General features: G+C 62.4%; 19 protein-coding genes and 1 pseudogene. 8 read left to right on the forward strand and 12 right to left on the reverse strand.

The window, feature by feature from the left end:
- Positions 1-252 precede the first annotated feature (252 nt).
- Both NCS28_RS30520 and NCS28_RS30525 read right to left on the reverse strand, forming a co-directional pair.
- On the reverse strand, positions 253-2,619 hold the full coding sequence (locus tag NCS28_RS30520) for a penicillin-binding protein 1A (RefSeq protein WP_502801257.1): 2,367 nt from the start codon (positions 2,617-2,619) through the stop codon (positions 253-255).
- Positions 2,620-2,693: 74 nt separating this feature from the next.
- A complete protein-coding gene (locus tag NCS28_RS30525) occupies positions 2,694-3,218 on the reverse strand; it encodes an Lrp/AsnC family transcriptional regulator (protein WP_250517521.1) in 525 nt (174 codons plus the stop codon).
- Positions 3,219-3,363: 145 nt separating this feature from the next.
- Here NCS28_RS30525 and NCS28_RS30530 point away from each other — a divergent pair, with 145 nt between their 5' ends.
- Complete coding sequence (locus tag NCS28_RS30530) at positions 3,364-4,380, forward strand: 1-aminocyclopropane-1-carboxylate deaminase (RefSeq protein ID WP_250517522.1); 1,017 nt, start codon at positions 3,364-3,366, stop codon at positions 4,378-4,380.
- On the opposite strand, the gene NCS28_RS30535 is transcribed toward NCS28_RS30530, so the two are convergent.
- The 3 genes from NCS28_RS30535 to ppnP all read right to left on the reverse strand — a co-directional run bounded on the left by NCS28_RS30535 (position 4,377) and on the right by ppnP (position 6,645).
- Positions 4,377-5,255, reverse strand: a complete 879-nt coding sequence (locus NCS28_RS30535) for a nucleotidyl transferase AbiEii/AbiGii toxin family protein (protein ID WP_250517523.1) — start codon at positions 5,253-5,255, stop codon at positions 4,377-4,379. The genes NCS28_RS30530 and NCS28_RS30535 overlap by 4 nt on opposite strands.
- Positions 5,233-6,249: a type IV toxin-antitoxin system AbiEi family antitoxin gene (locus NCS28_RS30540; RefSeq protein WP_250517524.1), complete on the reverse strand. Its 1,017-nt coding sequence runs from the start codon at positions 6,247-6,249 to the stop codon at positions 5,233-5,235. The genes NCS28_RS30535 and NCS28_RS30540 overlap by 23 nt, the downstream gene beginning before the upstream one ends.
- 75 nt (positions 6,250-6,324) lie before the next feature.
- Entirely contained in the window at positions 6,325-6,645 is a 321-nt protein-coding gene (gene ppnP / locus NCS28_RS30545; protein WP_250517525.1) for a pyrimidine/purine nucleoside phosphorylase, read from the reverse strand.
- Between the two features lie 343 nt (positions 6,646-6,988).
- On the opposite strand from ppnP, the gene NCS28_RS30550 reads away from it, so the two are divergent.
- Both NCS28_RS30550 and tssF read left to right on the forward strand, forming a co-directional pair.
- Positions 6,989-9,124: a type VI secretion system Vgr family protein gene (locus NCS28_RS30550; RefSeq protein ID WP_250517526.1), complete on the forward strand. Its 2,136-nt coding sequence runs from the start codon at positions 6,989-6,991 to the stop codon at positions 9,122-9,124.
- Positions 9,121-10,980 carry a type VI secretion system baseplate subunit TssF gene (tssF, locus tag NCS28_RS30555; RefSeq protein WP_250517527.1) on the forward strand — a complete coding sequence of 620 codons (1,860 nt, stop codon included), beginning with the start codon at positions 9,121-9,123 and terminating at the stop codon, positions 10,978-10,980. Before NCS28_RS30550 ends, tssF begins: the two co-directional genes overlap by 4 nt.
- A gap of 88 nt (positions 10,981-11,068) precedes the next feature.
- On the opposite strand, the pseudogene NCS28_RS30560 reads toward tssF, so the two are convergent.
- Positions 11,069-11,866, reverse strand: a pseudogene (locus tag NCS28_RS30560) (class II aldolase/adducin family protein).
- Positions 11,867-12,678: 812 nt separating this feature from the next.
- Here NCS28_RS30560 and NCS28_RS30565 point away from each other — a divergent pair.
- Positions 12,679-13,410, forward strand: coding sequence for a Crp/Fnr family transcriptional regulator (locus NCS28_RS30565; protein ID WP_250517528.1), 732 nt, complete (start codon positions 12,679-12,681; stop codon positions 13,408-13,410).
- Positions 13,411-13,450: 40 nt separating this feature from the next.
- Here the strand turns inward: NCS28_RS30565 and NCS28_RS30570 are convergent, their stop codons facing one another.
- The 6 genes from NCS28_RS30570 to NCS28_RS30595 all read right to left on the reverse strand — a co-directional run bounded on the left by NCS28_RS30570 (position 13,451) and on the right by NCS28_RS30595 (position 20,061).
- A complete protein-coding gene (locus NCS28_RS30570) occupies positions 13,451-14,278 on the reverse strand; it encodes an ABC transporter permease (protein WP_250517529.1) in 828 nt (275 codons plus the stop codon).
- 14 nt (positions 14,279-14,292) lie between these two features.
- Positions 14,293-15,546 (reverse strand): ABC transporter permease, encoded by a 1,254-nt coding sequence (locus NCS28_RS30575; protein WP_250517530.1) that lies wholly within the window; start codon positions 15,544-15,546, stop codon positions 14,293-14,295.
- Between the two features lie 25 nt (positions 15,547-15,571).
- Complete coding sequence (locus tag NCS28_RS30580; protein ID WP_250517531.1) at positions 15,572-16,618, reverse strand: ABC transporter substrate-binding protein; 1,047 nt, start codon at positions 16,616-16,618, stop codon at positions 15,572-15,574.
- A gap of 1 nt (position 16,619) precedes the next feature.
- A complete protein-coding gene (locus tag NCS28_RS30585) occupies positions 16,620-17,801 on the reverse strand; it encodes an ABC transporter ATP-binding protein (RefSeq protein ID WP_250517532.1) in 1,182 nt (393 codons plus the stop codon).
- A 19-nt stretch (positions 17,802-17,820) separates the two neighbouring features.
- Positions 17,821-18,960, reverse strand: a complete 1,140-nt coding sequence (locus NCS28_RS30590; protein ID WP_250517533.1) for an aromatic ring-hydroxylating oxygenase subunit alpha — start codon at positions 18,958-18,960, stop codon at positions 17,821-17,823.
- Positions 18,961-19,134: 174 nt separating this feature from the next.
- Positions 19,135-20,061 (reverse strand): LysR family transcriptional regulator, encoded by a 927-nt coding sequence (locus NCS28_RS30595; RefSeq protein ID WP_250517534.1) that lies wholly within the window; start codon positions 20,059-20,061, stop codon positions 19,135-19,137.
- 175 nt (positions 20,062-20,236) lie between these two features.
- Here NCS28_RS30595 and NCS28_RS30600 point away from each other — a divergent pair, with 175 nt between their 5' ends.
- The 4 genes from NCS28_RS30600 to argE are packed head-to-tail and all read left to right on the forward strand — an operon-like array spanning position 20,237 to position 23,909.
- Positions 20,237-21,586 carry a flavin-containing monooxygenase gene (locus tag NCS28_RS30600; RefSeq protein ID WP_250517535.1) on the forward strand — a complete coding sequence of 450 codons (1,350 nt, stop codon included), beginning with the start codon at positions 20,237-20,239 and terminating at the stop codon, positions 21,584-21,586.
- A gap of 32 nt (positions 21,587-21,618) precedes the next feature.
- Positions 21,619-22,056 carry a RidA family protein gene (locus NCS28_RS30605; protein ID WP_250517536.1) on the forward strand — a complete coding sequence of 146 codons (438 nt, stop codon included), beginning with the start codon at positions 21,619-21,621 and terminating at the stop codon, positions 22,054-22,056.
- Positions 22,057-22,075: 19 nt separating this feature from the next.
- Positions 22,076-22,753 carry a DUF1028 domain-containing protein gene (locus NCS28_RS30610; RefSeq protein ID WP_250517537.1) on the forward strand — a complete coding sequence of 226 codons (678 nt, stop codon included), beginning with the start codon at positions 22,076-22,078 and terminating at the stop codon, positions 22,751-22,753.
- The gene (gene argE / locus NCS28_RS30615) at positions 22,746-23,909 is read left to right on the forward strand and encodes an acetylornithine deacetylase (protein ID WP_250517538.1); all 1,164 of its coding nucleotides are present in this window, start codon (positions 22,746-22,748) and stop codon (positions 23,907-23,909) included. Before NCS28_RS30610 ends, argE begins: the two co-directional genes overlap by 8 nt.
- Positions 23,910-23,950: the final 41 nt, after the last annotated feature.

The following is a 23,950-nucleotide window of genomic DNA, read 5'->3' on the forward strand; positions in this document are numbered from 1 at the left end:
AATTGCTTGTTCAACTTGTTCTCCGAAACCAGCCGTGCATGGAAGTGGACGTGTCGTATGACGTGGGGACGTCCGCGGAACGGAAAACCCGGAAAAAATCCGGTCTTCGTTCCGATTGGCTGGCGCGTGTGGCCACAGCGCGCCATTGTGCGCGGCGAAATCTCCGGTGGACTTGTTTCGCCTGGATGCATCGAAGCACCATTTGCGCGCACGCTGTGTGCGCGGGCGCGCATAGCGGCGCGGTCACTCTCGCTATGGCTGCGCGACGGAGGCAGCGTCGGGCGATGACGCCGCCGCCGGATCGCTCGTGCTATCGCCCGGCGACGGCAGAATCGGTGGCATTGTCGTAAACACGGGCGGTTGCGGCGGCTCTTCCGTCACTTCGGCCACCGGCTCGGAAGCGGCGCGCTTCGCGCGCACGGGAGGCTGCGACGCCGTCTGCGCGGTCTTCGGCTTACCCGGCTTCGGCGATGCCGAGAACGTTTCGTCGAACCAGGTCCGCACGCGCGTGGCGATCGTTTGCCACCAGCCCGGCGTTTCCTGCGTGTCGAAGCGCGCGCGTGCGTCGATCAGATGCGAGCGCAGCGAGCGCTGCATGAAGTCGCCGACGATCGGCAGTGCGCTATGCGCGCCTTGTCCCCAGTAGTCGCTGCGCAGCGTGACGCGGCTGTCGTTAAAGCCGACCCACGCGCCCGCCACGAGTTGCGGATGCATCAGGATGAACCAGCCGTCCGCGTTGTCCTGCGTCGTGCCGGTCTTGCCCGCCACGTCCGCGCGGATGCCGAAGCGCGTGCGGATCGCCGTGCCCGTGCCGCGGTTGATCACGTCGCGCATCACGTCGACGAGCTTGCGCGTCGCATCGACGGACAGCGCGCGCTCGGGCGTGCTCTCGAACTGCGCGAGCACGTCGCCGTCCTTGTTTTCGATGCGCGTGACGAGCAGCGGCTCTATATAGCTACCGTCGTTCGCGATGGTGCCGTACGCCGACACCATCTCCTTCAACGTGACCGGGCTCGTGCCGAGTGCGAGCGACGGCACCACGTCGAGATGACTGTCGCGCACGCCCATGTCGCGCGCGAGCCGCGCGACGCGTCCGGGCCCGACCTGTTCCATCAGCTGCGCGGTGATGCGGTTCTTCGAATACGCGATGCCGTCGCGCAGGCTCACCGGGCGGCCCGACGGCGGCGAGTCGTCGGTCGGGCGCCAGGTTTCGGCGCCGCGCACCGGAATCTCCACGGCCTGATCGATGAACGTGTCGGTCGGCTTTGCGCCGCGCTCGAACGCCGCGCCGTAGACGAAGGGCTTGAACGTCGAGCCGGGTTGGCGGTGCGCCTGCGCGACGTGATCGAACGGATCCTGCGTGAAATCGCGGCTGCCGACCCACGCCCTGATCTGGCCGTTGCGCGGATCGAGCGCCAGAAACGCGGCCTGCACGCGCGTCTTGTCCTCGCACAGCGCCTGCATGAACGCGCGGTCCGAGCCGAGTTTCTTGATGGCATCGGCATCGTTCGTGCCGCTCATGCGCAGCGCGCGATACTGATCCGTCTCGCGGATGAACGCATGCGCCAGATCCGCGTTCGTGTTCGCGCAGCCTCCGCGGCCACCCCAGGCCGCGTTCGCGATCGACTGCAACTGATTGCCCTGCAGCGCGAGCGCGTTCGTCGCCATCGTCTGCAGACGTGAGTCGATGGTCGTGCGCACGACGAGGCCATCGGAATAGATGTTGTAGTCGTTGTCGTCGGCCCAGCCGATCAGCCACTTGCGCAACTGCTGCGCGAAGTGCGGCGCGCGGCCCGGCTCTTCCGTCTGCCGCTCGAAGTCGATGCGCAACGGGCGCTTTCTGAGCGCGTCGAGCTTCGCGGCCGGCAGATGGCCGAACTTCACCATCTGCCCGAGCACGATGTTGCGCCGGTCGAGCGCGCGCTCCGGATTGATCACCGGGTTGTAATAGCTGTTGCCCTTCAACATGCCGATGAGCGTTGCGCTCTCGAGCACGTCGAGCTGGCCCGCGGATTTATCGAAATAAGTGCGCGCGGCCATTTCGATGCCGTAGGCGTTGTAGAGAAACGGCACCGTGTTCAGATAGGTTTCGAGGATCTCGTCTTTCGAATAGAGCGCTTCGATCTTGAACGCGGTGATCGCTTCCTTCAGCTTGCGCGTGAGCGTCTGCGAGCGGCCGATTTCCTCGGGGTACAGATTGCGCGCGAGCTGTTGCGTAAGCGTCGAGCCGCCCTGTCGGTCGCCCGAGAAAGTATGCAGCGCCGCGCCGGCGGTGCGCCTGAAATCGATCCCGTGATGCTGATAGAAGCGCCGGTCTTCCGTCGCGATGAGCGCGTCGATCACTTGCGGCGAGATTTGCTTGAGGCTCACCCATTCGCGATGCGTCGGCTTGAATTCGGCGATGAGCTTGCCGTCGGCGGAATAGACCTGCGCGGGCTGATCGACCTTCGCCTTGCGGATATCGCGGATGCCCGGCGTGAACGGAATCAGCACGAGCACGTAGAGCAGGAAGAGGGCAGGCAGCAGAAGCAGCGTGCGGGGCCGCAGATGCGGACGCAGCCGCGACGCGAGGCGAGCCAGAATCGCCTTGGCCAAGGCTTTGAAATCAGACGCGGTCACAACGAAGCGGGATGTCCAGACATGGAAAACCCTGAATCGTAGCGTAATTTTTCAGCAGGTCTTTCGCAAATTTGTCATCGGGGTGACGGCGCGCGCTCGCCGATCGGAAACGCCGTCGTTGAAAGAATTTCGCGCAGCACGACGAACGTGCGGATCTGGCGCACGCCGGGAAGATAGAGCAGCTTCTCGGCGTGAAGCCGGTTGAAGCTCTCGCTGTCGCGCGTGCGGATCAGCATGAAGAAATCGAACTCGCCCGTCACGACATGGCACTCCATGCAGCCGGGCACTTTCTGCGCGGCCTTTTCGAAATCGGCGAAGGAGTCCGGCGTCGAGCGGTCGAGGATTACGCCGATCAGCACGAGCATGCCGGCGTCGAGCGCTTTCGGGTCGAGCAGGGCGACGGTCGCGCGGATCAGTCCCGCTTCGCGCAGCCGCTCGACGCGCCGCAAACATGCTGGTGGGCTCAGATTGACCTTCTCCGCGAGCGCGACGTTGGAGATCGACGCATCGCGCTGCAATTGACGCAGGATCGCGCGATCGACGCGATCGGTCTGGACGCCCGCCTGTTGCGGGTTCGGATTCGATGAGGTTTTTTTCATTGCTTCGTGTCGGTTTTCAGGAAAATAAAAGTTCGTAGCTACGCGGATACCTCAGAAAACGTTAGGTCGAAAGCATTTTTTTCGCAACCCGGCCCGTCCCGACACTCTCTACGATGGTTGTTCCACCCTCACGAGGATGCCGACCATGAACCTGCAACGTTTTCCCCGTTATCCGCTGACTTTCGGACCGACGCCCATCCAGCCGCTCAAGCGCCTTTCCGCGCATCTCGGCGGCAAGGTCGAGCTGTATGCCAAGCGCGAGGACTGCAACAGCGGCCTCGCGTTCGGCGGCAACAAGACGCGCAAGCTCGAATATCTGATCCCCGAAGCGATCGCCGAAGGGTGCGACACGCTCGTGTCGATCGGCGGCGTGCAGTCGAACCAGACGCGTCAGGTCGCGGCGGTCGCGGCGCATCTCGGCATGAAATGCGTGCTCGTGCAGGAGAACTGGGTCAATTACTCCGATGCCGTCTATGACCGCGTCGGCAATATCCAGATGTCGCGGATGATGGGCGCGGACGTGCGCCTCGTCGCGGACGGCTTCGATATCGGCATCCGCAAAAGCTGGCAGGACGCGATGGACAGCGTGCGCGCTGCGGGCGGCAAGCCGTTTCCGGTGCCGGCGGGTTGCTCGGAGCATCCGCTCGGCGGGCTCGGCTTCGTCGGCTTTGCGGAGGAAGTGCGCGCGCAGGAAGCCGAACTCGGCTTCAGCTTCGATTACATCGTCGTGTGCTCGGTGACGGGCAGCACGCAGGCGGGCATGGTCGTCGGCTTCGCGGCGGACGGGCGCGCGCGACGCGTGATCGGCATCGATGCATCGGCGAAACCGCAGCAGACGCACGATCAGATTGTGCGCATCGCGAAGCACACGGCGGCGCTCGTCGATCTCGGCCAGGACATCGCGCGCGAGGACGTGATTCTCGACACGCGCTTCGGCGGTCCCGAATACGGCCTGCCGAACGAAGGCACGCTGGAGGCGATCAGGCTTTGCGCGCGGCTCGAAGGCGTGCTGACCGATCCCGTCTACGAAGGCAAGTCGATGGACGGCATGATCCAGATGGTGCACAACGGCGAATTCCCCGAAGGCTCGAAGGTGCTGTACGCGCATCTCGGCGGCGTGCCCGCGCTCAACGCTTACAGCTATCTGTTTCGCAATGGCTAACTTCTGAACGCGTCGCGGAACGCGTAGAACAGCGCGGCGGTCCGCTCCGACGTTTCGGCTTCGAAGACCGGCATGCGCGAGCCGAGCATGTGCGTGAGAATCGGCGGCGCGGGATCGTCCGTGCGCAGGATCGCGAGCATCTGCGCGCGGAGATCGACATCATGTGCGATGGCCGCGGTGTCGCGCCCGAGCAGCGCCGCGCCCGCGATATCCGGATCGTGGCCGTGGCGTTCGACGAGATCGAAGGCGTCGGAATAAAGTCGGTCGAGATTGCCCGCTTGCGCGTAATGCGCCATCAGAAAGAGCAGGTCGATCGCGTCCTTGCGATCCGCCGCGTGCCGGTCCTGCCACGCGACGACCTTGAGCATCGCCTGCGCGGGCAGCGACGCGACTGGCACGACGAGATCCCGTTCGATGCGCACTTCGATGGCCGCATCGAGCGCCTGCCGAAAACCCGCGACGTTCATCCGCACCGAGCCGTCCGGCGGCCACGCGATCTCGCCGTGCGCGTCCTGCACGCCGCCGAACGGCACGATGTCGAGCCATGTGCGCTCGCCGGTTTGCGGCGCGGTGTAATTCAGCCGATGCGCCGAGCCCTTCGGCGCCGTGAAATTGCCCGATGCGAGCAGCGCGCGTCGCAATGCGTCGTGGCCGGTCCAGCTTCGAATCGAAATGCCGATGTCGATGTCGGCGGTTGCGCGCGTCGCCTCGATGTCGTGGACGTGCGTGAGCAGGATGTCGCGCGCGCTCGCGCCGCCGACGAACCACGCGATGCCGGTGGCATCCGATGCGGCGACGACTTCGCGCAGCATCGTCGACATGACGCCGGCGATCGGGCGATGCGACAGCAATTCAAGCGGCGAGATAGCGTTCACGCAGCATCCTGGCGGTTTCGAGATTGCGCGGATCGCCGCTCGCAACGAGATCGGCATAGACGATCAGCGGCGCGACGACGTTCGGCGGCAGCCCCTCGATGGGCGCGAGCGCGACGGGCGCGCGCAGGAATTCGACGTTTCCGGCGGGATCGGGCCGCAGTCGCGCCTGCATGATCCACTTGCGCGGCACGGTATCGGCGCAATAGGCGGTGACCGTCGCCGGTTTCAGGTATTCGGTGAGTATCGCCGCGGCGGGCTCGCCGCCGAATTGGCATTGACCTGGCAGATCGGGCGCGTCGCGCCACCAGTCGTTCGACTCCGCGCGATAACGCCCGATGACGAGCGACTCGCGCAATTGCCGCGGATACAGCGTAACCCATTCGTCGATGAGCCGTTCCTTGTCGGCGAATTGCAGACCGCGGCCATCGGGCCGTTCGAACACGTCGCGATGATCGATGAGCGCGCGCACGGCGTTCTGCACCGTGCCGTGACTGACGCCCGCGTTCTGCGCGATGTCGCGATAACCGCGCTCCAGTAGCGAAGGCGTGATGAGGAGCGCCAGCGCGACGCGCAGTGTCGACTTGGTCCAGGTTCTGGAACGATCCGCCTTGCCTCGCGCCACGCGCGGACGGCCCGAAACGATCACGACGCTATTGCCTTCGATGAGGCTTGCGTTGCCGGCGAGATCGAGCGCATCGACGCCGGTTTCGCGGCACGCGCGGATCATGTCCGGCGAGAGATACGGGGTGACGAGCGTGGGGTTTGCGCCGCTGTCGTGCGTGATCGATGCGCTGAACGCGGATAGCGCGCTGAAGCGGTCGATGTTTTCCCGCACGACGACGGGACGTTTGAAACGCGCGCCGCCGATGCGGAATTCGATGGCGGCGTCGTATTTGCCGCGCGCGGGCGGCTTGACGCGGCGCGCGCCGAGGCCGGTCGCGTCGCTGAAGGCGGCTGCGGCGGCTTCGACGAGTTGCTCGGCGTGCGGGGGCATGAGGGCGGCTCGGTGTCCAGTTTTATGGAGTGTACACGAAACGTGGACATCGCTGAAAATTGGACACCGATTCGATTAGAGGTAACTGCAGACGTAGTCGAGCGTGTCGATCACGTCGATGTCGAAGCGGCTCTTGCCCGGCACCGAGAACGATTCGCCTGCGACGTACGTCTTCCATTCGTCGCTGCCGTCGAGGCGGATCCGGCATTGGCCGGCTTGCACTTCCATGAGCTCGGGCGCGTCCGTGCCGAAGTTGAGCGTACCGGGGAGGATCACGCCGAGCGTTTTTTTCGTGCCGTCGGCGAAGAGAACGGTGTGCGATACGCACTTGCCGTCGAAGTAGACGTTGGCGCGTGTGATGACGGAAACGTGGTCGAATTGGGTGGTGGCGGGCATGACGATGGTCCTCGGGTTGGCGGGATGGGTGGTCTGCCATCATACAAAAAACGGGCGATGCGGTCGGCGGCGCATCGGTCGCTCCGAACGAGACCGCTGTCTCGCTTCATGGGACTAATCCCATTTGTCGCCATTGATCGGACGATTCGATTGACGGTTTTCCGTTGCAACCCTAAATTCCACGGCGAAGCTTGAACGAGCGATAAGACACCGTTTCGTTCGCAAGATAGGGGTGCATATGAACGCTGTCACAAAAAATCTAACCGATGCACTGAGCCATCCGAGCGCGCGCCTCACCCAGCATTTGAGGATTTGGATCGGCACGCTCGATCTCGGCCTTGACGTGCTCAAGTTCAAGGTCAAGGCGGGCTTGTGCGACGACTACACGGTAGAGGTGACCGTGACCTCGCCGCAGCTCGATATCGACGGCAAGCTGTGCGTTGGACGGCGCGCAGGTCTGCAGATCGACGAGCGGGTGGCCGTGCCGTCGGTGAACTACGTCGAGCATGTCGATCATGAGGCCGCGGCCTTCAACGGCATCGTCACACGCTTCAAACGCATCAGCGCGAACCGCGAGGAGGCGACCTATAAGCTGCGCATCGAGCCCAGGTTTGCCGCGCTTTGCAAGCGCGTGCATGGTTCAGGCGTGTACAAGGACGTCACCTTTCAGGAGATGGTGACGCAACTGCTGGTGGATCGGAAGAACTTCGATGCTTTCGACATCGAGTTCCACCTGGAAAGCGTGCAGGAGAAGATGGAGCAGGTCGTGATGTACGAGGAGTCCGTCTGGGACTTCATAGCGCGTCACGCGAAACGCAAGGGCATCGGCTGGTTCTATAAACAGGGCCGCGGCAAGGATGGTCAACTCGATATCCTCGTGTTTATCGATAACCCCCGTGCCTACGTCCGCTCGATCGACGTGCCCCTGCTCTCCAACTCGAGTATGAACGGCAACTGGCACGAGGCGGCGCTGTCTGTCAGCGAGACGCGCGCACTGGTGCCGGCCACGATCGAGTTGTGGGAGCGCAATTACCGCACGCCGGAGGCTCCGCTGCGAGTCACGGCCAGCGTCTCCGATGAGGCGAACGACCAATCGGTGTTCGGTCGGATCAACCGCAGCGCGGAACTTCATCTGACGTCGCAGCAAGGTGATGCGCTGGCACAGACACGGCGCGACGAACAGATCGCAAAACAGATCAAGGTCTCGGGCACGACCAACGCGAAAGGCGTGGCGCCGGGCGTAGTGGTCAAGCTGACGAATACGAAGCTGACGAATGCGCCATACGGATTCGTCGTCGAGTCGATGACGATGAAGGGCAGCCGCACGAAGCCGGCGTTCGTTCGCTTCAAGGCGATGCCCGCGCATCTGGCGTACCGTCCCGCGTTCGACTACGAGCGCGATTGGCGGTTCTTGAAGGGACCGGTCGTCGGCGTGGTGACGACATTCGATTCGTCGCCATACGGATGTATGGACGAGCACGGGCGCTATCCGGTGCTGCCGAAGTTTCTGCAGGGCACGGCCAATGACGATAAACAGTTGCTGAAGTTGCGTCTGCTGCGTCCTTCCTCGTCGTATCAGGGAGGGTTTCACTCGCCCTTGCTACCGTCGACGGAGGTTCTGCTGGGGGCGGCGCATGCGGATGTGGATCGCATGCACATCATCGGCGCGCTGCACGACTATTCTCATCCGGATGTGGTGCACGGCGCGGAAGCGATGTTCAGCTACGCGATCTGGCGCTCGCCGTTGCGCGGCGCGGAGACCGTGTTCAATGATCTGCAGGGCAAGGAAAGCGCGCGCATTGCGACGGTGTACGGGCAGTCGGCATTCAACCAGGGGTATCTGCTCAACAGTAAGAAGCTCCCAAGAGGCGAAGGGTTCGAAACGACGACCCAGGCGTGGGGCACGGTGCGCGCGGCGAAAGGACTGTTCTTTACGGCGGATGCGGCGGCCGGCGCCGACACGCCGCACCTCGAGATGCCCACAGCCGTTGCGCAACTGAGGGCCGCGTTGCAGCGTGTCACGGAACTGGCAACGGCGACAACGCAAGCCAAGGGCGATCCAGCGGACAAGGCCACGCAGGCGACGCTGCTGGACGGGCTGAACCAGTTGCGCGACGCCGGGTTGCTGGCGAGCGCCCCGGGCGGCATGGCATTCACCACGCCGAAATCAGTCCAGCACTCGGCGGGCGAGAACGTGATGCGCATGGCGTTCGCCGCCAATGGCGATTGGGCATGGCTGCGCTTGCTCGGCACGGCGCAGGTCAAGCCGCTGGACAGCACCACTTATGCGCTGACCTTCAATCAAGGCAACGGCGTTACGCTGCACTATGACCTCAAGGCGCAGGTGGGCGCGGGACCGCTCGATCTTCTCAAACTGCGCGGCTTCAAGATGCCGCAGCGCATCTTCATGATCGGCAAGGGCGGCGCGCTTGCCGGACTCGCGTCCCTGCCGCCGTTGCCACCGGGGATGCAACCATGACCGCGCCGTGGAAGCAATCTGCGCCCGAACACGAGAACCCGTTCCTCAAATACTTCGACGCTGAGATGCGTTATCTGCAAGCGGTGTCGGGCGAGTTCGCCAAAGCGCAGCCCGACGCCGCTCGCCGCATGGGAATGCGCTATGGCGAGCTGGGCGACAGCGTGCGTGCGACCTTCGAGGGCTTCGCGCTGCTCATGGCGCGTCTGCGCATGAAGCTCGATGACGGCAACCCGGAGTTCACCGAGGCGCTGATCGACAACCTTTACGAACATGCGGCGCGGGCGATTCCGTCGATGTCGATCATCGAATGTACGCCGCTCGGCCGTGGAGCTGCGACGGCGGCGCAGATTCCCGCACGGGCCGTAGTGCGCTCGACGCCCGTCGGTCCGGATCAGGTGCAGTGTCTTTATCGTACGACGCAGGCCGTTCAGTTGCTGCCGCTCTCGGTGGAGGATGCGGTCGTTGCGGTGCGCGACGGCGGGCGCACGGTCATCCGCCTCACGTTCCGACTCTGGCTGGGCGAGCAGCGCGAGGCCGCGGACCTCTCGCGCATTCGGCTGTATCTGTATGGTGACCGGCCCGCCTCGGCCGCATTGTATGCCGCGTTGACACGTCAGGTCGCGTCGATCGGTCTGCGTCTGCCCTCGCTGCGCAATGGCGAGTTGCTGCTCCTGGATGGCGTATGCTTCGAAGCGGCGGGTTTCGGGCCGTCGGCGAGGCTGTGGCCGGTAACCGAACCCGAGCGTGACCGCAGTCTCGATCGCGAACAGACGCTGCTGGAGTATTTCGTGTTTCCGCAGAAATTTCACTTCGTCGATCTGTGCGGCTTCGACGCCTCGGTGTTGCCGGCGGGCGAGTCGCAAATGACCTTCGAGATCGAACTGGATGAAGCCGTGCCCGGCAATTATCCGATTAGTCGCGAGAGCTTTCGCCTGTTCTGCACGCCCGTGATCAATCTCTTTGAAGTGGATGCGTTGCCCTTGCGGCCCACGGATTGGCATGACCGTGAGCACCGCGTTCTCGTGCAGCCGGGCGTGGACGGTCACATCGAGCCGTACGACGTGCTTGCGGTCACGGCGGCCGATCGGGAAGATAGCGCGCGCCATGCCTATCGGGCGTTCACGAGCTTCCGGCACCGCGGCTGGATGCTGCGTTACGAGAATCCGGAACGGTACTTTCGCAGTTCGAAGCGCTTCGGCGTGACCGGACGCGAGCTCTGGCTGACGCTTTCGGGACAGTTATGGGAACGCTTCCAGGCGGAAGCGCAACACGATGAAAACCGTCCGCAACCGGACCGCTATCTGACCGTGCGCGCGCTCGCGAACAACAGCCGCTTGCCGCGCATGGCGCTTGCCGAGGCGACGATCACCCAGACGGTGTCGGGCTTCACCGGGATCGCGTCGGTGCGCAACCTCACCGCTCCGACCCTGCCGCTGTATCCGCCGCGCCATCACCCTGAATACGACTGGCGCGTGCTGGGGCACTTCGCGGCGGGTTGCTCGAACGAATTGAACATGATCGGGATGGCGGGCGCGCCGGTCTTGCGCGAAGCACTGGAACTCTACGACTGGTCACATGACGACGGCATCGAGCGACGCATCAAAGCGATTCGAGACGTACAGCTGGCCGAACATCGGACGACGGGGAAGCGGCATATGCAGTTCGAGATCCGCGTTCATGTCCGGCTCGACGCGACCGCCTTCGACGGGCCGGGCGACGCGACGCTCTTCGGCGATGTGCTCGCCCGCTTCGTGGGGCGCTATGCGAGCTTCCACCATGCGATGCGGCTGGTGGTGGACATCGACGGGAGGGAGACGCTGTATCCGCTCATGGAATTCGAGGGCGCGGCTTTTTGATGACGCGGCTTATCCATCCCTCCGCTTTGGCGGTCGCCACCTAACGAAGCCTCGGCCGAAGGCAAGGCGCCGCGACAAACCCGCCCGCTCAATCAAACATATCCGGCTGCCTCGCAACCAAGTCATTCCATATCGTCTGAAAATGCAGCCAGCCGACGTAGTCACTTCCACATGCTCCCGCCTATACCGCGCCCGATCCTCGGCCACAAGCTTCGGCGTAACCCCGGTCGCCTCCACCATCAACTGCTGGCAACACCGCTCAAGCGCAATAAACCAGAACGCCGCCGGATCGATACTATGACGGCTCGCGGCAAGCAGCCCATGATTCTGATGAATCGCGGCCTTTACGCCCTGAAACGCGTTCGCGACCTTGTTCACGCCCTTCACCTCGACGGCCGCCTTGCCTGCTTCATCGCCGATCACGACATGGTTTTCAAAGAACGTCCTGAGACATCGGTATGAGCAGCTTGCCGAGCGCCGCGAACCCGGTGCCGTAGACGGTATGCGCATGGCACATCGCGACGACGTCCTGATGCTGCTCATGCACGGCGGCATGCAGCACGAAGCCCGCGCGATTGAGCGCGTAATTGCCTTCGACGACATTGCCCTGGTGATCGGCGCAGATCCGGTTCGAGACCTTCACTTGCGCGAAGTGAACGGCCATCGGGTTGGTCCAGTAGAGCGACGGATTCTCCGGATCGCGCACGGTGAGGTGGCCCGCGAAACCGTAATCGAAGTCCTGTAACGCGCACGCACGGCACGCTGCGACAAGACGCTCCTTCAAATACCGTCGATGTTCGGCGTGGCTCGAAAACGTCGGCGGCTCGGGAAAGATGAGGCCTTCCTGTTCCGCTTGATAGATCGACACGCGGCCTTCGAGGTCGATTGCCGTTTCGCTTTTCGTGGAGTCTCCATGACGTCGCTCATCGTTACGCTCAAGCGGATCTAAGTGTGTCGCCCATGGCGCCGCGACCGATGCCTGCGCACGAACGAAGCCTGTTCAACGAGGCATGAACCACATTCATGTTCGATTCTTTTAAGCGCCTCCCGAGTCGCGAATCGGCTTAGGTATAAGCAATGCAACGTTTTTCGCGGCGGCTCTAAACTGCCTCGAATCACGCGTGCATCGAGTCGAGGATGTGGACCAATCGCGCGGAGGCCCGCCATATAAGGCTCGACGCGATCGCAGTAACGGACCTTCAAAAGCAGCACCGGCAGCCGTTAACCATCTTTGCAACATTTTGCGAGCGCGGCGCGTTTCCGCTGCGATAAGGCTTCGAGGCCTCCATTCAGCAGCCTTTTGCCGATGTACGCCCCGCCCGATGCCCCTTGCGACAAGACATTCGCCAGAGGAAAACGTTTGGCATCGCCCGGGCATCGTGCGCGATCTGTATGAAGGTCGCCTTTCACGATTGAATCAATTTTGTTCGTACTTGAGCGCACGCTGTGCCCCGCTGCGTGCGGCCCCGCGCAAACCCCAACTGGTATAAGGATTGGCGTGCGCTGGCACACCTCTCGCTAATGTATGACCACGCACGAAGGTCACCGCGATCCTTCAACAACAGATAAGAGCGGTGGATTCGTGCTACGGGGCTGGTCGCAACAGGGTTCGATGTACGCCGATAGATGCATACACGAATCCTGTTGCGAGCCAGAAGAAATCAAAAGCGCGACGCGCACACGCACGAGACTAAAAAAATGTTGACTCTTCAATCAGACCTGCACGGCAATCATCTGTTGGGTGCGCTTCCGGCACAAGAATGGCAAGCCATCGCCCCTCATCTCGAACTCGTCCAGTTGCGCACGGAGCAGTTGTTGTGCGATTCCGGCCAACGCATTCATCACGTTTATTTTCCGACCACGGCGATCATTTCGCTGTTGCATACGATGGAAGACGGCGGCTCCGTTGAAGTCGCGGCGGTCGGTCGTGAAGGGATGTCGGGCGTTCCGGTGCTGACGGGCGGCGACACCATGCCGACGCGCGTCCAGGTGCAATGCGCTGGGTTCGCATATCGCATGAGCGCGGGCGCGTTGCGCGAGCACTTCGGTCGCTCGGACTTCTTGCGTCGCGTGATGTTGCTGTACATGCAAGCCCTGCTCACGCAAGTTGCGCAGACGGCTGCGTGCAACCGTCATCACTCGCTGTCGAAGCAACTGTGCCGTTGGTTGCTGATTCAGACGGACCGCACGCCGTCGGATCAATTGCGCGTCACGCAGCAGATGATCGCCGATATGCTGGGCGTGCGCCGCGAAGGTGTGACGGAAGCTGCGGGCAAGCTGCATGATGCGGGGCTGATTCATCATAGCCGTGGGTGCATCAAGATTCTGGATCGTGCTGGGCTCGAAGAGCGTGCGTGTGAGTGTTACGGCATCGTCAAGCGGGAGTTTGATCGGATGTTGCCGCGGCGGCAGGTTGAAGCGACGGTTTGAGAGTTGGTTTTTGCCGGATAACCGGGATCCGGCAAAAAAACTAAACGAGACCGCGGCTCGCTTCCGCCGCCCGCCCCCGCAACCAATTGATGCTGGCAAAAAGCAACACGGCAAAGACAATCAGCATGGTCGCAACCGCAAGAATCGAAGGATCGATCGAATCGCGAATACCGCTCCACATCTGCCGTGGCACGGTGCGCTGATCCGGCCCGCCGATAAACAGAATCACGATCACTTCATCGAACGAAGTCGCGAAGGCGAACACGCTGCCCGTGGCCACAGCGGGCGTGATGAGCGGCAAGGTCACACGACGGAACGCCGTCCACGGCGTCGCGCCGAGGCCGTATGCCGCGCGCAAGAGGCTCTGGTCGAACGACAACAACGAGGCCGTCACCGTGATCACGACAAACGGCGTGCCAAGCGCCGCGTGCGCGAAGATCACGCCAGGATACGAGTTCACGAGCCCGAGCGGCGCGAAGATCAAATAGAAGCCCGCCGCAACGACGACGATAGGTACGATCATCGGCGAGATGATGATCGGCATGATTACCGAGCGCAGCGGAAATTGCGAACGCGAAAGACCGAGTGCGGCAAGCGTGCCAAGACACGTGGCGATCAACGTCGATGCCGCCCCGATGCCGATGCTGTTCAACAACGAGCGCTGCCAGTCGGAACTCGTCAGCGCCTGCTCGTACCAGCGCAGCGAAAAGCCCTGCAACGGATACGAGAAATACGATCCCGAATTGAACGAGAGCGGGATGATCGCGAGAATCGGCGCGACGAGAAAGAACAGCACGATCGCGGTATGCACGCGCACCCAGCGCGATGCGATGCGTTCGGTCAGCACCTTGTTGCGTGGCTCTGTCATGGCAGCAGGACTCCTCAACCGAAGCGCAACCGGTCGATGCCGACGATGCGGTTGAACAGGAAGTAAAAGATCGCCGTGAAGATTACGAGATACGCCGATAGCGCGCCCGCAAGTCCCCAGTTGAGTTGCGTGTTCGTTTGCAGCGCAATGAGTTGACTGATCATTTCATCGCCTGCGCCGCCGAGCAAAGCGGGCGTGATGTAGTAACCGAGCGCGAGCACGAAGACGAGAAAGCAGCCTGCGCCGACGCCCGGCAGCGTCTGCGGAATATAGACGCGCACGAACGCGACGAACGGATGCGCGCCGAGCGATTGCGCCGCTCGCACGTACACGGGCGATACGCCTTTCATCACCGAATAGATCGCGAGAATCATGTACGGCAGAAGCACGTGCGTCATGCCGATCAACACGCCCGCGCGATTGAAGATGAGCGGCACCGGATGCGTCGCGAGGCCGAGTCCCATCAACAGACCGTTGATGACGCCGCCCGGTTGCAGCAGTACGTACCAGGCCGTCGTGCGCACGAGCAGCGACGTCCAGAACGGCACGATCACGAAGAGCATCAGGCGGTTGCTGCTTTGCGCCGGCAAATTGGCGAGCAGCCACGCGACCGGATAACCCAGCACGAGGCACAGCAGCGTGACCGACGCGCTGATCGATATCGTGCGCAGGAACGCCTGCCGATACACCGACGAGTTATCCGGCACGAATGCGACATTGCCTTGCGGCGTCACTTGCGCATCGACCGCGGCGAGCAGATAGTCGGGCGTCGGCGATGTGGCCGCGCGCTTCAGAAGACGCCATATTTCAGGCGAATTCCAGCGTTCGTCCATCTCGATCAACGCGGGCTTCCACGCAGGCGGCGTGTCGTCGCGAACGCTGCGCGCGGTGCGCATCAAGAGGCTGCGAAACTCGGGCTGCGCGAAGTTGAGCCTGCGCGCGACGGTGCCGAGCTGCCCGCTCTGCTGCGCCTCCTTGAGTCCGGCCGCGAGCAGCGCGAACGTATGTTCATCGGGCACGCCGCGCCCATCCCATGCATCGAGCGCGCGCGTGAGCGCGGGCATGCTGCCCGGCACTTCCTTGTTCTCGACACTGCGCGCGAGCAGGAGCGCGATCGGTGCGATGAACGTCGACAGCAGAAACACGATCAACGGCAATGCAAGCAACAACGCCTGCACCGATGCGCGGCGGCGCGCTCTTTGATACGAGGCACGGCCATCGGCTCTCGTCGGGGAACCGGTGGCGGGCGCGTGGATCGATGCAGGCATGAAGTCCTCGGGTCGTCGAACGGCGTTACTGCGTCAGCCACACCTGAAAGCGCTTGTTGATCTGGTCGGCGTTATCGGCCCAGAAATTCGCGTTGATCTGCACGGCGCGCTTGAAGTTATCCGGCGCGGTCGGCATGTCGGCGAGACGCTGCTTGTCGACGAGCGCAACCGCGTCCTTGCGCGGCGGCGCATACGCGATGTACTTCGACAGATCCGCCGATGCCTTCGGCTGCGCTTGCGACACGATGAACTTCGCGGCCGTATCCGCGTGCTTCGCGCCCGTCGGAATCGCCCACCATTCGAAGTCGTAGACCTGCGCATCCCACACCGCCTTGAAAGGCTTGTTGTCCTTCTTCGCGGCATCGTCTATGCGGCCGTTATAGGCCTGCACCATCACGACAGCGCCGTCGGCGAGCAACTGCGGCGCCTGTGCGCCCGACTCCCACCACACGATGTTCTTCTTGATCGTGTCGAGCTTCTTGAAGGCGCGATCGACGCCGGCGGGCGTGCCGAGCACCTTGTACACATCCTTCGGATCGACGCCGTCGGCGATCAACGCCCATTCCATCGACACTTTCGGCGACTTGCGCAAGCCGCGCTTGCCGGGATACTTCTGCAAGTCGAAGAAGTCGTTGACGGTGCTCGGCGCGGTCTTCAGCTTGCTTGCGTCGTAAGCATAGACGGTGGACCAGACCATGCTCGCGACCGCGCAATCGCTGATCGAGCCGGGAATGAAATCGCTCGTCTTGCCGAGCGACTTCTTGTCGAACTTCTGCAGCAATCCTTCATCGCATGCGGTGATCGCGTCGTTGGTTTCGAGATCGATCAGATCCCACGTCGTGTTCTTCGCTTGCTCCATCGCGGAGAGCTTGGCGAGGCCGCCGTCGTACGATTCGGTCGAGAAGTTCACGCCCGTCGCCTGCGTGAACGGTTCGAACCAGGCCTTCTTCGCAGCGGCTTCGTATGCGCCGCCGAAAGTCACGACGGAGAGCGTTTCCGCCGCGTGTGTCGGGATCGTTGCAAACGCAAATACTGCGAGTGCGGCGCATTGTGCTTTGATGTGAGTGCGCATGTCAGTTGGCTCCTGCGGGTGCGGTCGAGATGAGGGAAGGTGAGGGCGGTGTGGTTGGGGCAATCGCGGGGGCGCTCTTTAGCGCCATCATCGCGAGAATCTTGCAGTCGTCGTGACGCCATGCAATTTCGATCGTGCTGCCGGCTGCGGGCAATGCATGACGCTGCGTGTTGGGCACTTTCACGACGATGGAATCGCGCGAGCCCAGCTTCAGATGCACGCGATGATGATCGCCGCAATACACGAGTTCCTCGACGCAGGCGCGCACGACGTTGCTGTGCTCGTCGGCTTGTGCGCCTTCCGCGCCCGCGATATGCGCGCGTTCGGGACGCAGCGCGAGCATCGCTTCGTCGCCGGCGCGCAGGCCGTGTTCGCAGCGTCCGCGAATGATGCTGCCATCCGATAACGCGAGCATCGCCCATTCGTCGTTCACGCTGGTGACGTGCCCCGTGAGCCCGTTGTTCTCGCCGACGAAGTTCGCGACGAATGCGTTCTGCGCGTTCTCGTAGAGCTCGCTTGGCGTGGCGGCCTGCTGGATGCGGCCATCGGAAAAGACGGCGACGCGGTCGGACATCGTCAATGCTTCGGCCTGATCGTGCGTCACGTAGACGATCGTCAGCGAGAGCTCGCGATGCAGCCGCATGATTTCGTATTGCATCGTTTCGCGCAGGCGCTTATCCAGTGCGCCGAGCGGCTCGTCCATCAGCACGACGCTCGGCTCGAACACGAGCGCGCGCGCGAGCGCGACGCGCTGCTGCTGGCCGCCGGAAAGCTGCGAGGGACGCCGGTTCGCGAGATGCGGAAGCTCGATCATCTCCAGTGCGCGCTTGACGCGCACCTTCTGCTCGGCGCGGCTCATACGACGCACGGAAAGCGGAAACGCGACGTTCTCCGCAATCGTCAGATGCGGAAAAAGCGCGTAGTTCTGAAACACCATGCCGATGTCGCGTTGATGCGGCGGCTTGTCGTCCAGACGCCTGCCATCGAGGCGAATCTCGCCTTGTGTCGGCGTTTCGAAGCCCGCGAGCATCATGAGCGTGGTCGTCTTGCCTGAGCCCGACGGTCCGAGCAGCGAAAGAAACTCTCCCTTGCGCACGTCGAGGTTCAGGTCCTCCACGACATAGTGCGCGCCGTCATACGATTTGCTCACGCCCGAGAAGGAGATGAAGGAAGGGTCTGACATCGTGATCGCGTCCTGTCTTTCAATGCTGTGCGAGCTTCGCCGCGATATAGCGCGCGAAGTCGTAGTTGGGCCGTTCGAGATGGCTCAGATTGCCGGGCTTCGCGAGCGGCGCATGCACGCCGCGAAACACCGCTTCCACGCCGCGCCTGTCTTCCGCGTTCACTTCGTCCAGCAGCTTCTTCAACGTCGTCATATGCGCGTTCGCTTCCGGATCGGCGATGAATTCAGGCGCGAGCCCGCCGCCGAAGCGTATATGCACTTGCCCGACGCCGCGCGGTTGCAGCACGAGATACCAGAAATAGCCGGGCGTGAGCGTGACGAGATGCGTCGGGTAGATCGCGAGCAGCGCGGTCGTCTTGCGCCAGTGACCCGATAAGCGCGTGTTGTCCGGATGCGCATTGCCGATCGGCAAGCTCGCTTCCTTCGTGATCCAGTGATAGTTGAACGCGGGGTAGCCTGGCGGGCACTCCATCTCTTCGAGCCTCGAATGCGGCCCTACGGTTGCGCGATGCAGCATCGGCAAGTGATAGCTTTCCATGAAATTTTCCGCGAGGATTTTCCAGTTGGTATCCCACACGTGCTCTTCATAGAAAGTTTCGATGTAGTCGGTCATGCCGTATGCGCCGATGAGTTCGCTCAATTCAGCGAGTTGCTTTTGAACGGGCGGCGCACTTTCATTGAGCGTCACATAGATCCAGCCTTGCCATTCCTCGCAGTGCACGGCGGGCAATCTATAGCTTTCCTTGCAGAACCCTTCTTGCCGTTCCATGAGGGGCGCGCCCTTCAATTCGCCGTCGAGTCCATAGCTCCACGCGTGATACGGACACACGATACGGCGCTTGTTGCCGCGTCCTTCGAGCAGCACCGACATGCGATGCAGGCACACATTGGACATTGCCTTGAGCTGCATCTGCTCGTCGCGCACTACGACTACCGGTTGCTCGCCGAGCTGCGCCGTCAGATAGTCGCCGGGCTCTTTCAACGCGCTTGCGCGGCCGACGCATTGCCATTCGCGCGCGAAGATCTCGCGCTCTTCGAGAGCCAAAAACTCGGGCGAAGTATAGACACCGGGCGGCATGGCGCGCGCATCGCTGAATGATCGTTCGCAATTCGACCGCATTTCGTCGATGAGCGTTTGCACCGCGATGGTCCTTGTCATGAGGCTCTCCATGTTCCTCCCCGGGGAAGCGTGGCAGCGCGAGGTTTCAAGGCGTTGCGCACGACATGGACATCAATCTATCAAGCCAAATTGCCAGCCAAAATATTGTTTTCGGATACAAAGCAAAGCTTTTACCTATGCAGCGCGCATAACTTCTTTATTCGACGGCGCGCATCATGTATCGATATGCAATCGCCGGATATAAGTCTCGCAAAACGACGAGAAGCGATGCACGACCTGTCTCGGGCGCATCGTGCGCGATTGCGCGATGCCCAGCGTCGTCGCGTTGACGTTGTCCTTGAAGCGCTTAATCACGAAGTCTTCGCCGTCCACCGTGCGATTCGATTTGAGCGGAAAATTGAGGATGCTATAGCCGAGACCGTTCGCCACCATGCCGCGCACGACTTCCGGCTGCGATGAACGAAACGCGGGCACGGGGCGGCTGCCGACCGCATCGAAGAGCGCGGCGAAATACTCGCGGCTGTGCGGCAGATCCAGCATCACGTAAGGCTCGGGCAGCAAGTCGGCGAGCGATACCTTGCGCGCCCGTGCAAGCCGATGCGTCTTCGGCAGGATCACATACGGCGGCAAGGAAATGAGCGGCGTGAAAGCGATATCTTCCGTGAGATCGAGACTATAGGTGAGCGCGATATCGAGCGAGCCGTCATGCAGCCCGCGCAACAAGCCGTCCTGGTGCGCCTCGACCGTGCGAAACGAAATGCCCGCGTGCCCGGCCGTGAAGCGGCTGATGAGACCCGGCATCAGCGGCGGCGCGAGCGACACGAGGCAGCCGAGCGCGATGGAGCCGGTCATGCCGCCATCCATTTCCTTCGCGGCCATTTGCAGTTCTTCCGCGATCTTCAGCAGATTGCGCGCTTGCCCGAGCAAATCGCGGCCCGCCTGCGTAAGCGACAGACCGCTCGCGTGACGCCGGATGAATAGTTGCACGCCGAACGATTCCTCGAGATCGGCGAGCGCGGTCGATATCGACGGCTGCGAAATATGCAGTCTTTTAGCGGCGGCAGTGAACGACAACGCTTCCGCCGTCACGACGAAATAACGTAGTTGCCGCAGCGAATAGCGCAAGGGATGAACTTCCATCGACGACGCTCCATGGATCATGCTTCGATGGGCCGCATTGTGAAGCGCTCAAAAATCATTGCATAGCCAAATCCGATGCTATGCATTTTTTAAATATATTTTTCAGATTTGGGCGGGGCGCGTAGATTTTCTCGAAGACATCACGGATACAACGGCCTTTCGGAAGGACATAGCCATGACAGTGGAAAGGAAATCAATCGACACGCTCGTGGTCGGCGCGGGACAGGCCGGCGTCGCGATGAGCGAACATCTGAGCAGGCTCGGCGTGCCGCATCTCGTGCTTGAACGCGATCGTATCGCCGAGCGCTGGCGCACGGGCCGATGGGATTCGCTCGTCGCCAATGGCCCCGCGTGGCACGATCGTTTCCCTAATCTCGAGTTCGCGAACTTCGATCCCAACGCTTTCGCATCGAAGGAACAGGTCGCGGATTACTTCGTCGAATACGCGAAGAAGTTCGATGCGCCCATTCGCACCGGCGTCGAAGTGAAGAAGGTCGTGCGCAATGCGGGGCGGCCGGGTTTTACTGTCGACACGTCTGAAGGAACGATCGATGCGAATCGCATCGTCGTGGCGACGGGTCCGTTCCAGCGTCCCGTGATTCCGCCGATCGCGCCGAAGAGCGCCTCGCTCACGCAGATTCATTCCGCCGACTATCGCAATCCGCAGCAATTGCCCGAAGGCGGCGTGCTGGTCGTGGGCGCGGGATCGTCGGGCGTGCAGATCGCCGACGAATTGCAGCGCGCGGGCCGCCGCGTGTACCTGTCGGTCGGCGCGCACGACCGTCCGCCGCGCGGCTATCGCGGACGCGACTTCTGCTGGTGGCTCGGCGTGCTCGGCGAATGGGACGCGGAAGTGATGAAGCCCGGCCGCGAGCATGTGACGATCGCGGTGAGCGGCGCGCGCGGCGGCCATACGGTGGATTTCAGGCGTCTCGCGCATCAGGGCATCACGCTCGTCGGTCTGACGAAATCATTCGACGATACCCGCGTCACGTTCGAAGCCGATCTCGCGGATAACATTCGCCGTGGCGATGAAAACTATCTTTCATTGCTCGATGCCGCCGATAACTACGCGCAACGCAACGGCCTCGATCTTCCCGAAGAGCCCGAAGCCCGCATCATTCCCGAAGATCCGGAATGCATGACGCATCCGCTGCTCGAGCTCGATATGGCGAAGGAAGGCGTGACGTCGATCATTTGGGCGACGGGTTATGCCGTCGATTTCACCTGGCTGCAAGTCGATGCATTCGACGACAAAGGCAAGCCCAAACATCAGCGCGGCGTCGCGAAAGAACCGGGCATCTATTTCCTCGGCTTGCCGTGGTTGTCGCGCCGAGGCTCGGCGTTCATCTGGGGCGTGTGGCACGACGCGAAACATATCGCCGATCACATCGTCACGCAGCGCAAATACCTCGCGTATTACGACGCGCCGAAACATCACGAAGAAGACAAGCGCGTCGAAAGCGTCGAGCCCGCATCCGATGAATCGCGCGTCCACAAGGTCAGCGAGATGGGCGTCAACTGATTTCAAACATATCCCGTATCAAGGTGCATTCGATGAGCCAACCCACGCATACCCGTATCCGCATGTTCAACACCAAGGATACGTATCCGAATCAGTCGCTCGATAACGATCTTTGCCAGGCCGTGCGTGCGGGCAATACCGTCTATGTGCGCGGTCAGATCGGCACGGATTTCGACGGCAATCTCGTCGGTCTTGGCGACCCGCGCGCGCAGGCCGAGCAGGCGATGAAAAACGTGAAGCAGTTGCTCGAAGAAGCGGGCAGCGATCTTTCGCACATCGTCAAGACGACGACTTATCTCACCGATGTGCGCTATCGCGAGCCGGTGTATCGCGAAGTCGGCAAGTGGCTGAAAGGCGTGTTTCCGATTTCGACGGGCCTTACCGTCGTGGCGCTCGGTCAGCCCGAATGGCTGATGGAGATCGACGTGATCGCCGTCATTCCCGATGGATGGACGCCGGCGCAAGTCTGAGCGACGCAAAGGAGGGCACATGACTTTTTCTATCGTCGGACGAGGTGAAGAGACGGGGCAGCTCGGCATCGCGATCAGTTCGTCGAGCATTGCGGTGGGCGCGCGTTGTCCCTGGGTGCGCGCGGGCGTCGGTGTTGTCGCGACGCAGAACGTCACGCTGCCCGCGCTCGGTTCGCAGATTCTCGACCACATGGAAAGCGCGAAGCTCGATCCCACCGCGGCGCTCGACCGCGCGCTGGCTGCGAACGAATGGAGCGAGTATCGGCAGGTGACCGTGATCGATGCGCAAGGCCGCACCGCGTTCTTCAGCGGCAAGCAGGCGCTCGGCACGTATCACGCGGTCGCGGGCAGGCAATGCGTCGCGGCGGGCAACATGCTCGCGGGCATTCACGTGATCGAAGCGATGATTCCCGCGTTCGAGAATGCATCCGGCCATCTCGCGGACCGCCTTCTCACAGCGATGCACGCGGCGATTGCAGCGGGCGGCGAAGCTGGCCCCGTGCATTCGGCGGCGCTGAAGATCGCGGGCGAGCAAAGTTGGCCGCTCGTCGATCTGCGCGTCGACTGGGCGGAAGACGATCCCATCGGCAAGCTCGATGTACTCTGGCAAGCGTACCGGCCGCAGATGCAGGACTACGTGACCCGCGCATTGAATCCGACCGCCGCGCCGAGCTATGGAGTGCCGGGCGATGAGTGAAGCGACGAGCCGGGATCTGCTCGAACGGCTGATTGGCTTCGCGACCGTCAGCCGCGATTCGAATCTCGAGTTGATCGAATTCATTCGCGATTACCTCGCGCAGCATGATGTCGAAAGCGAGCTGTTCTATAACGCGGAGCGCACGAAGGCCAATTTGTTCGCGACGATCGGACCGCGCGATCGCGGCGGCATCGTGCTGTCGGGTCATACGGACGTCGTGCCTGTCGACGGTCAGCCGTGGACCGTAGATGCATTCCGTCTCACCGAAAAAGATGGCCGGCTGTATGGCCGCGGCGCGGCGGATATGAAGGGCTTTATCGCATCGGTGCTCGCCGCGGTGCCGACGTTCACGAAGCGCGCCTTGAGGTTGCCCGTGCATCTCGCCTTCTCCTACGACGAGGAAGTCGGATGCCTCGGCGTGCGGCCGATGCTCGCGCAACTGGAGCAACGCGCGCAAAAGCCCGTGCTGTGTCTGATCGGCGAGCCGACGTCGTTGAAGCCGGTGCTCGGGCACAAGGGCAAGCTCGCGATGCGTTGTCAGGTGAAGGGCGCGCCGTGTCACTCAGCGTATGCACCGTATGGCGTCAATGCGATTCAGTATGCGGCGCGCCTGATCAATCGGCTGGAAGAGATCGGCGAGAAGCTCGCGCAACCCGAGCATCACGACGCGCGTTTCGATCCGCCGTATTCCACCGTGCAGACGGGCACGATCAAGGGCGGCCGCGCGCTCAACATCGTGCCGGCGGAATGCGAGTTCGACTTCGAAGTGCGTGCGCTGCCGGGCTTCGACGCGAACACGGTCGCCGACGATCTGCACACATACGCGCAAGCCGAACTGCTGCCGAAGATGCGCGCCGTGAAGTCCGACACCGACATCCGCCTCGAAGCGCTTTCCGCGTATCCCGGACTCGCGACGCGGCCCGACAGCGAGGCGGCGCGTCTGCTCACGCTGCTGAGTGGTTCTTCGGAATTCGGCACGGTGGCGTTCGGCACGGAAGGTGGGCTCTTCGACCAAGCGGGCATTCCGACGGTCGTATGCGGTCCCGGCAGCATGGATCAGGGACACAAGCCCGACGAGTTCGTGACCGTCGAACAACTCCGCGATTGCGACGCGATGCTGATACGGCTCGCGGACCATCTCTCGACCACAGCCTGACAACTCAAGCGCTCGAAGCGATCCCGACGCCATGCGCGTCA

The organism is Caballeronia sp. INDeC2, assembly GCF_023631325.1.
GTDB lineage: Bacteria > Pseudomonadota > Gammaproteobacteria > Burkholderiales > Burkholderiaceae > Caballeronia.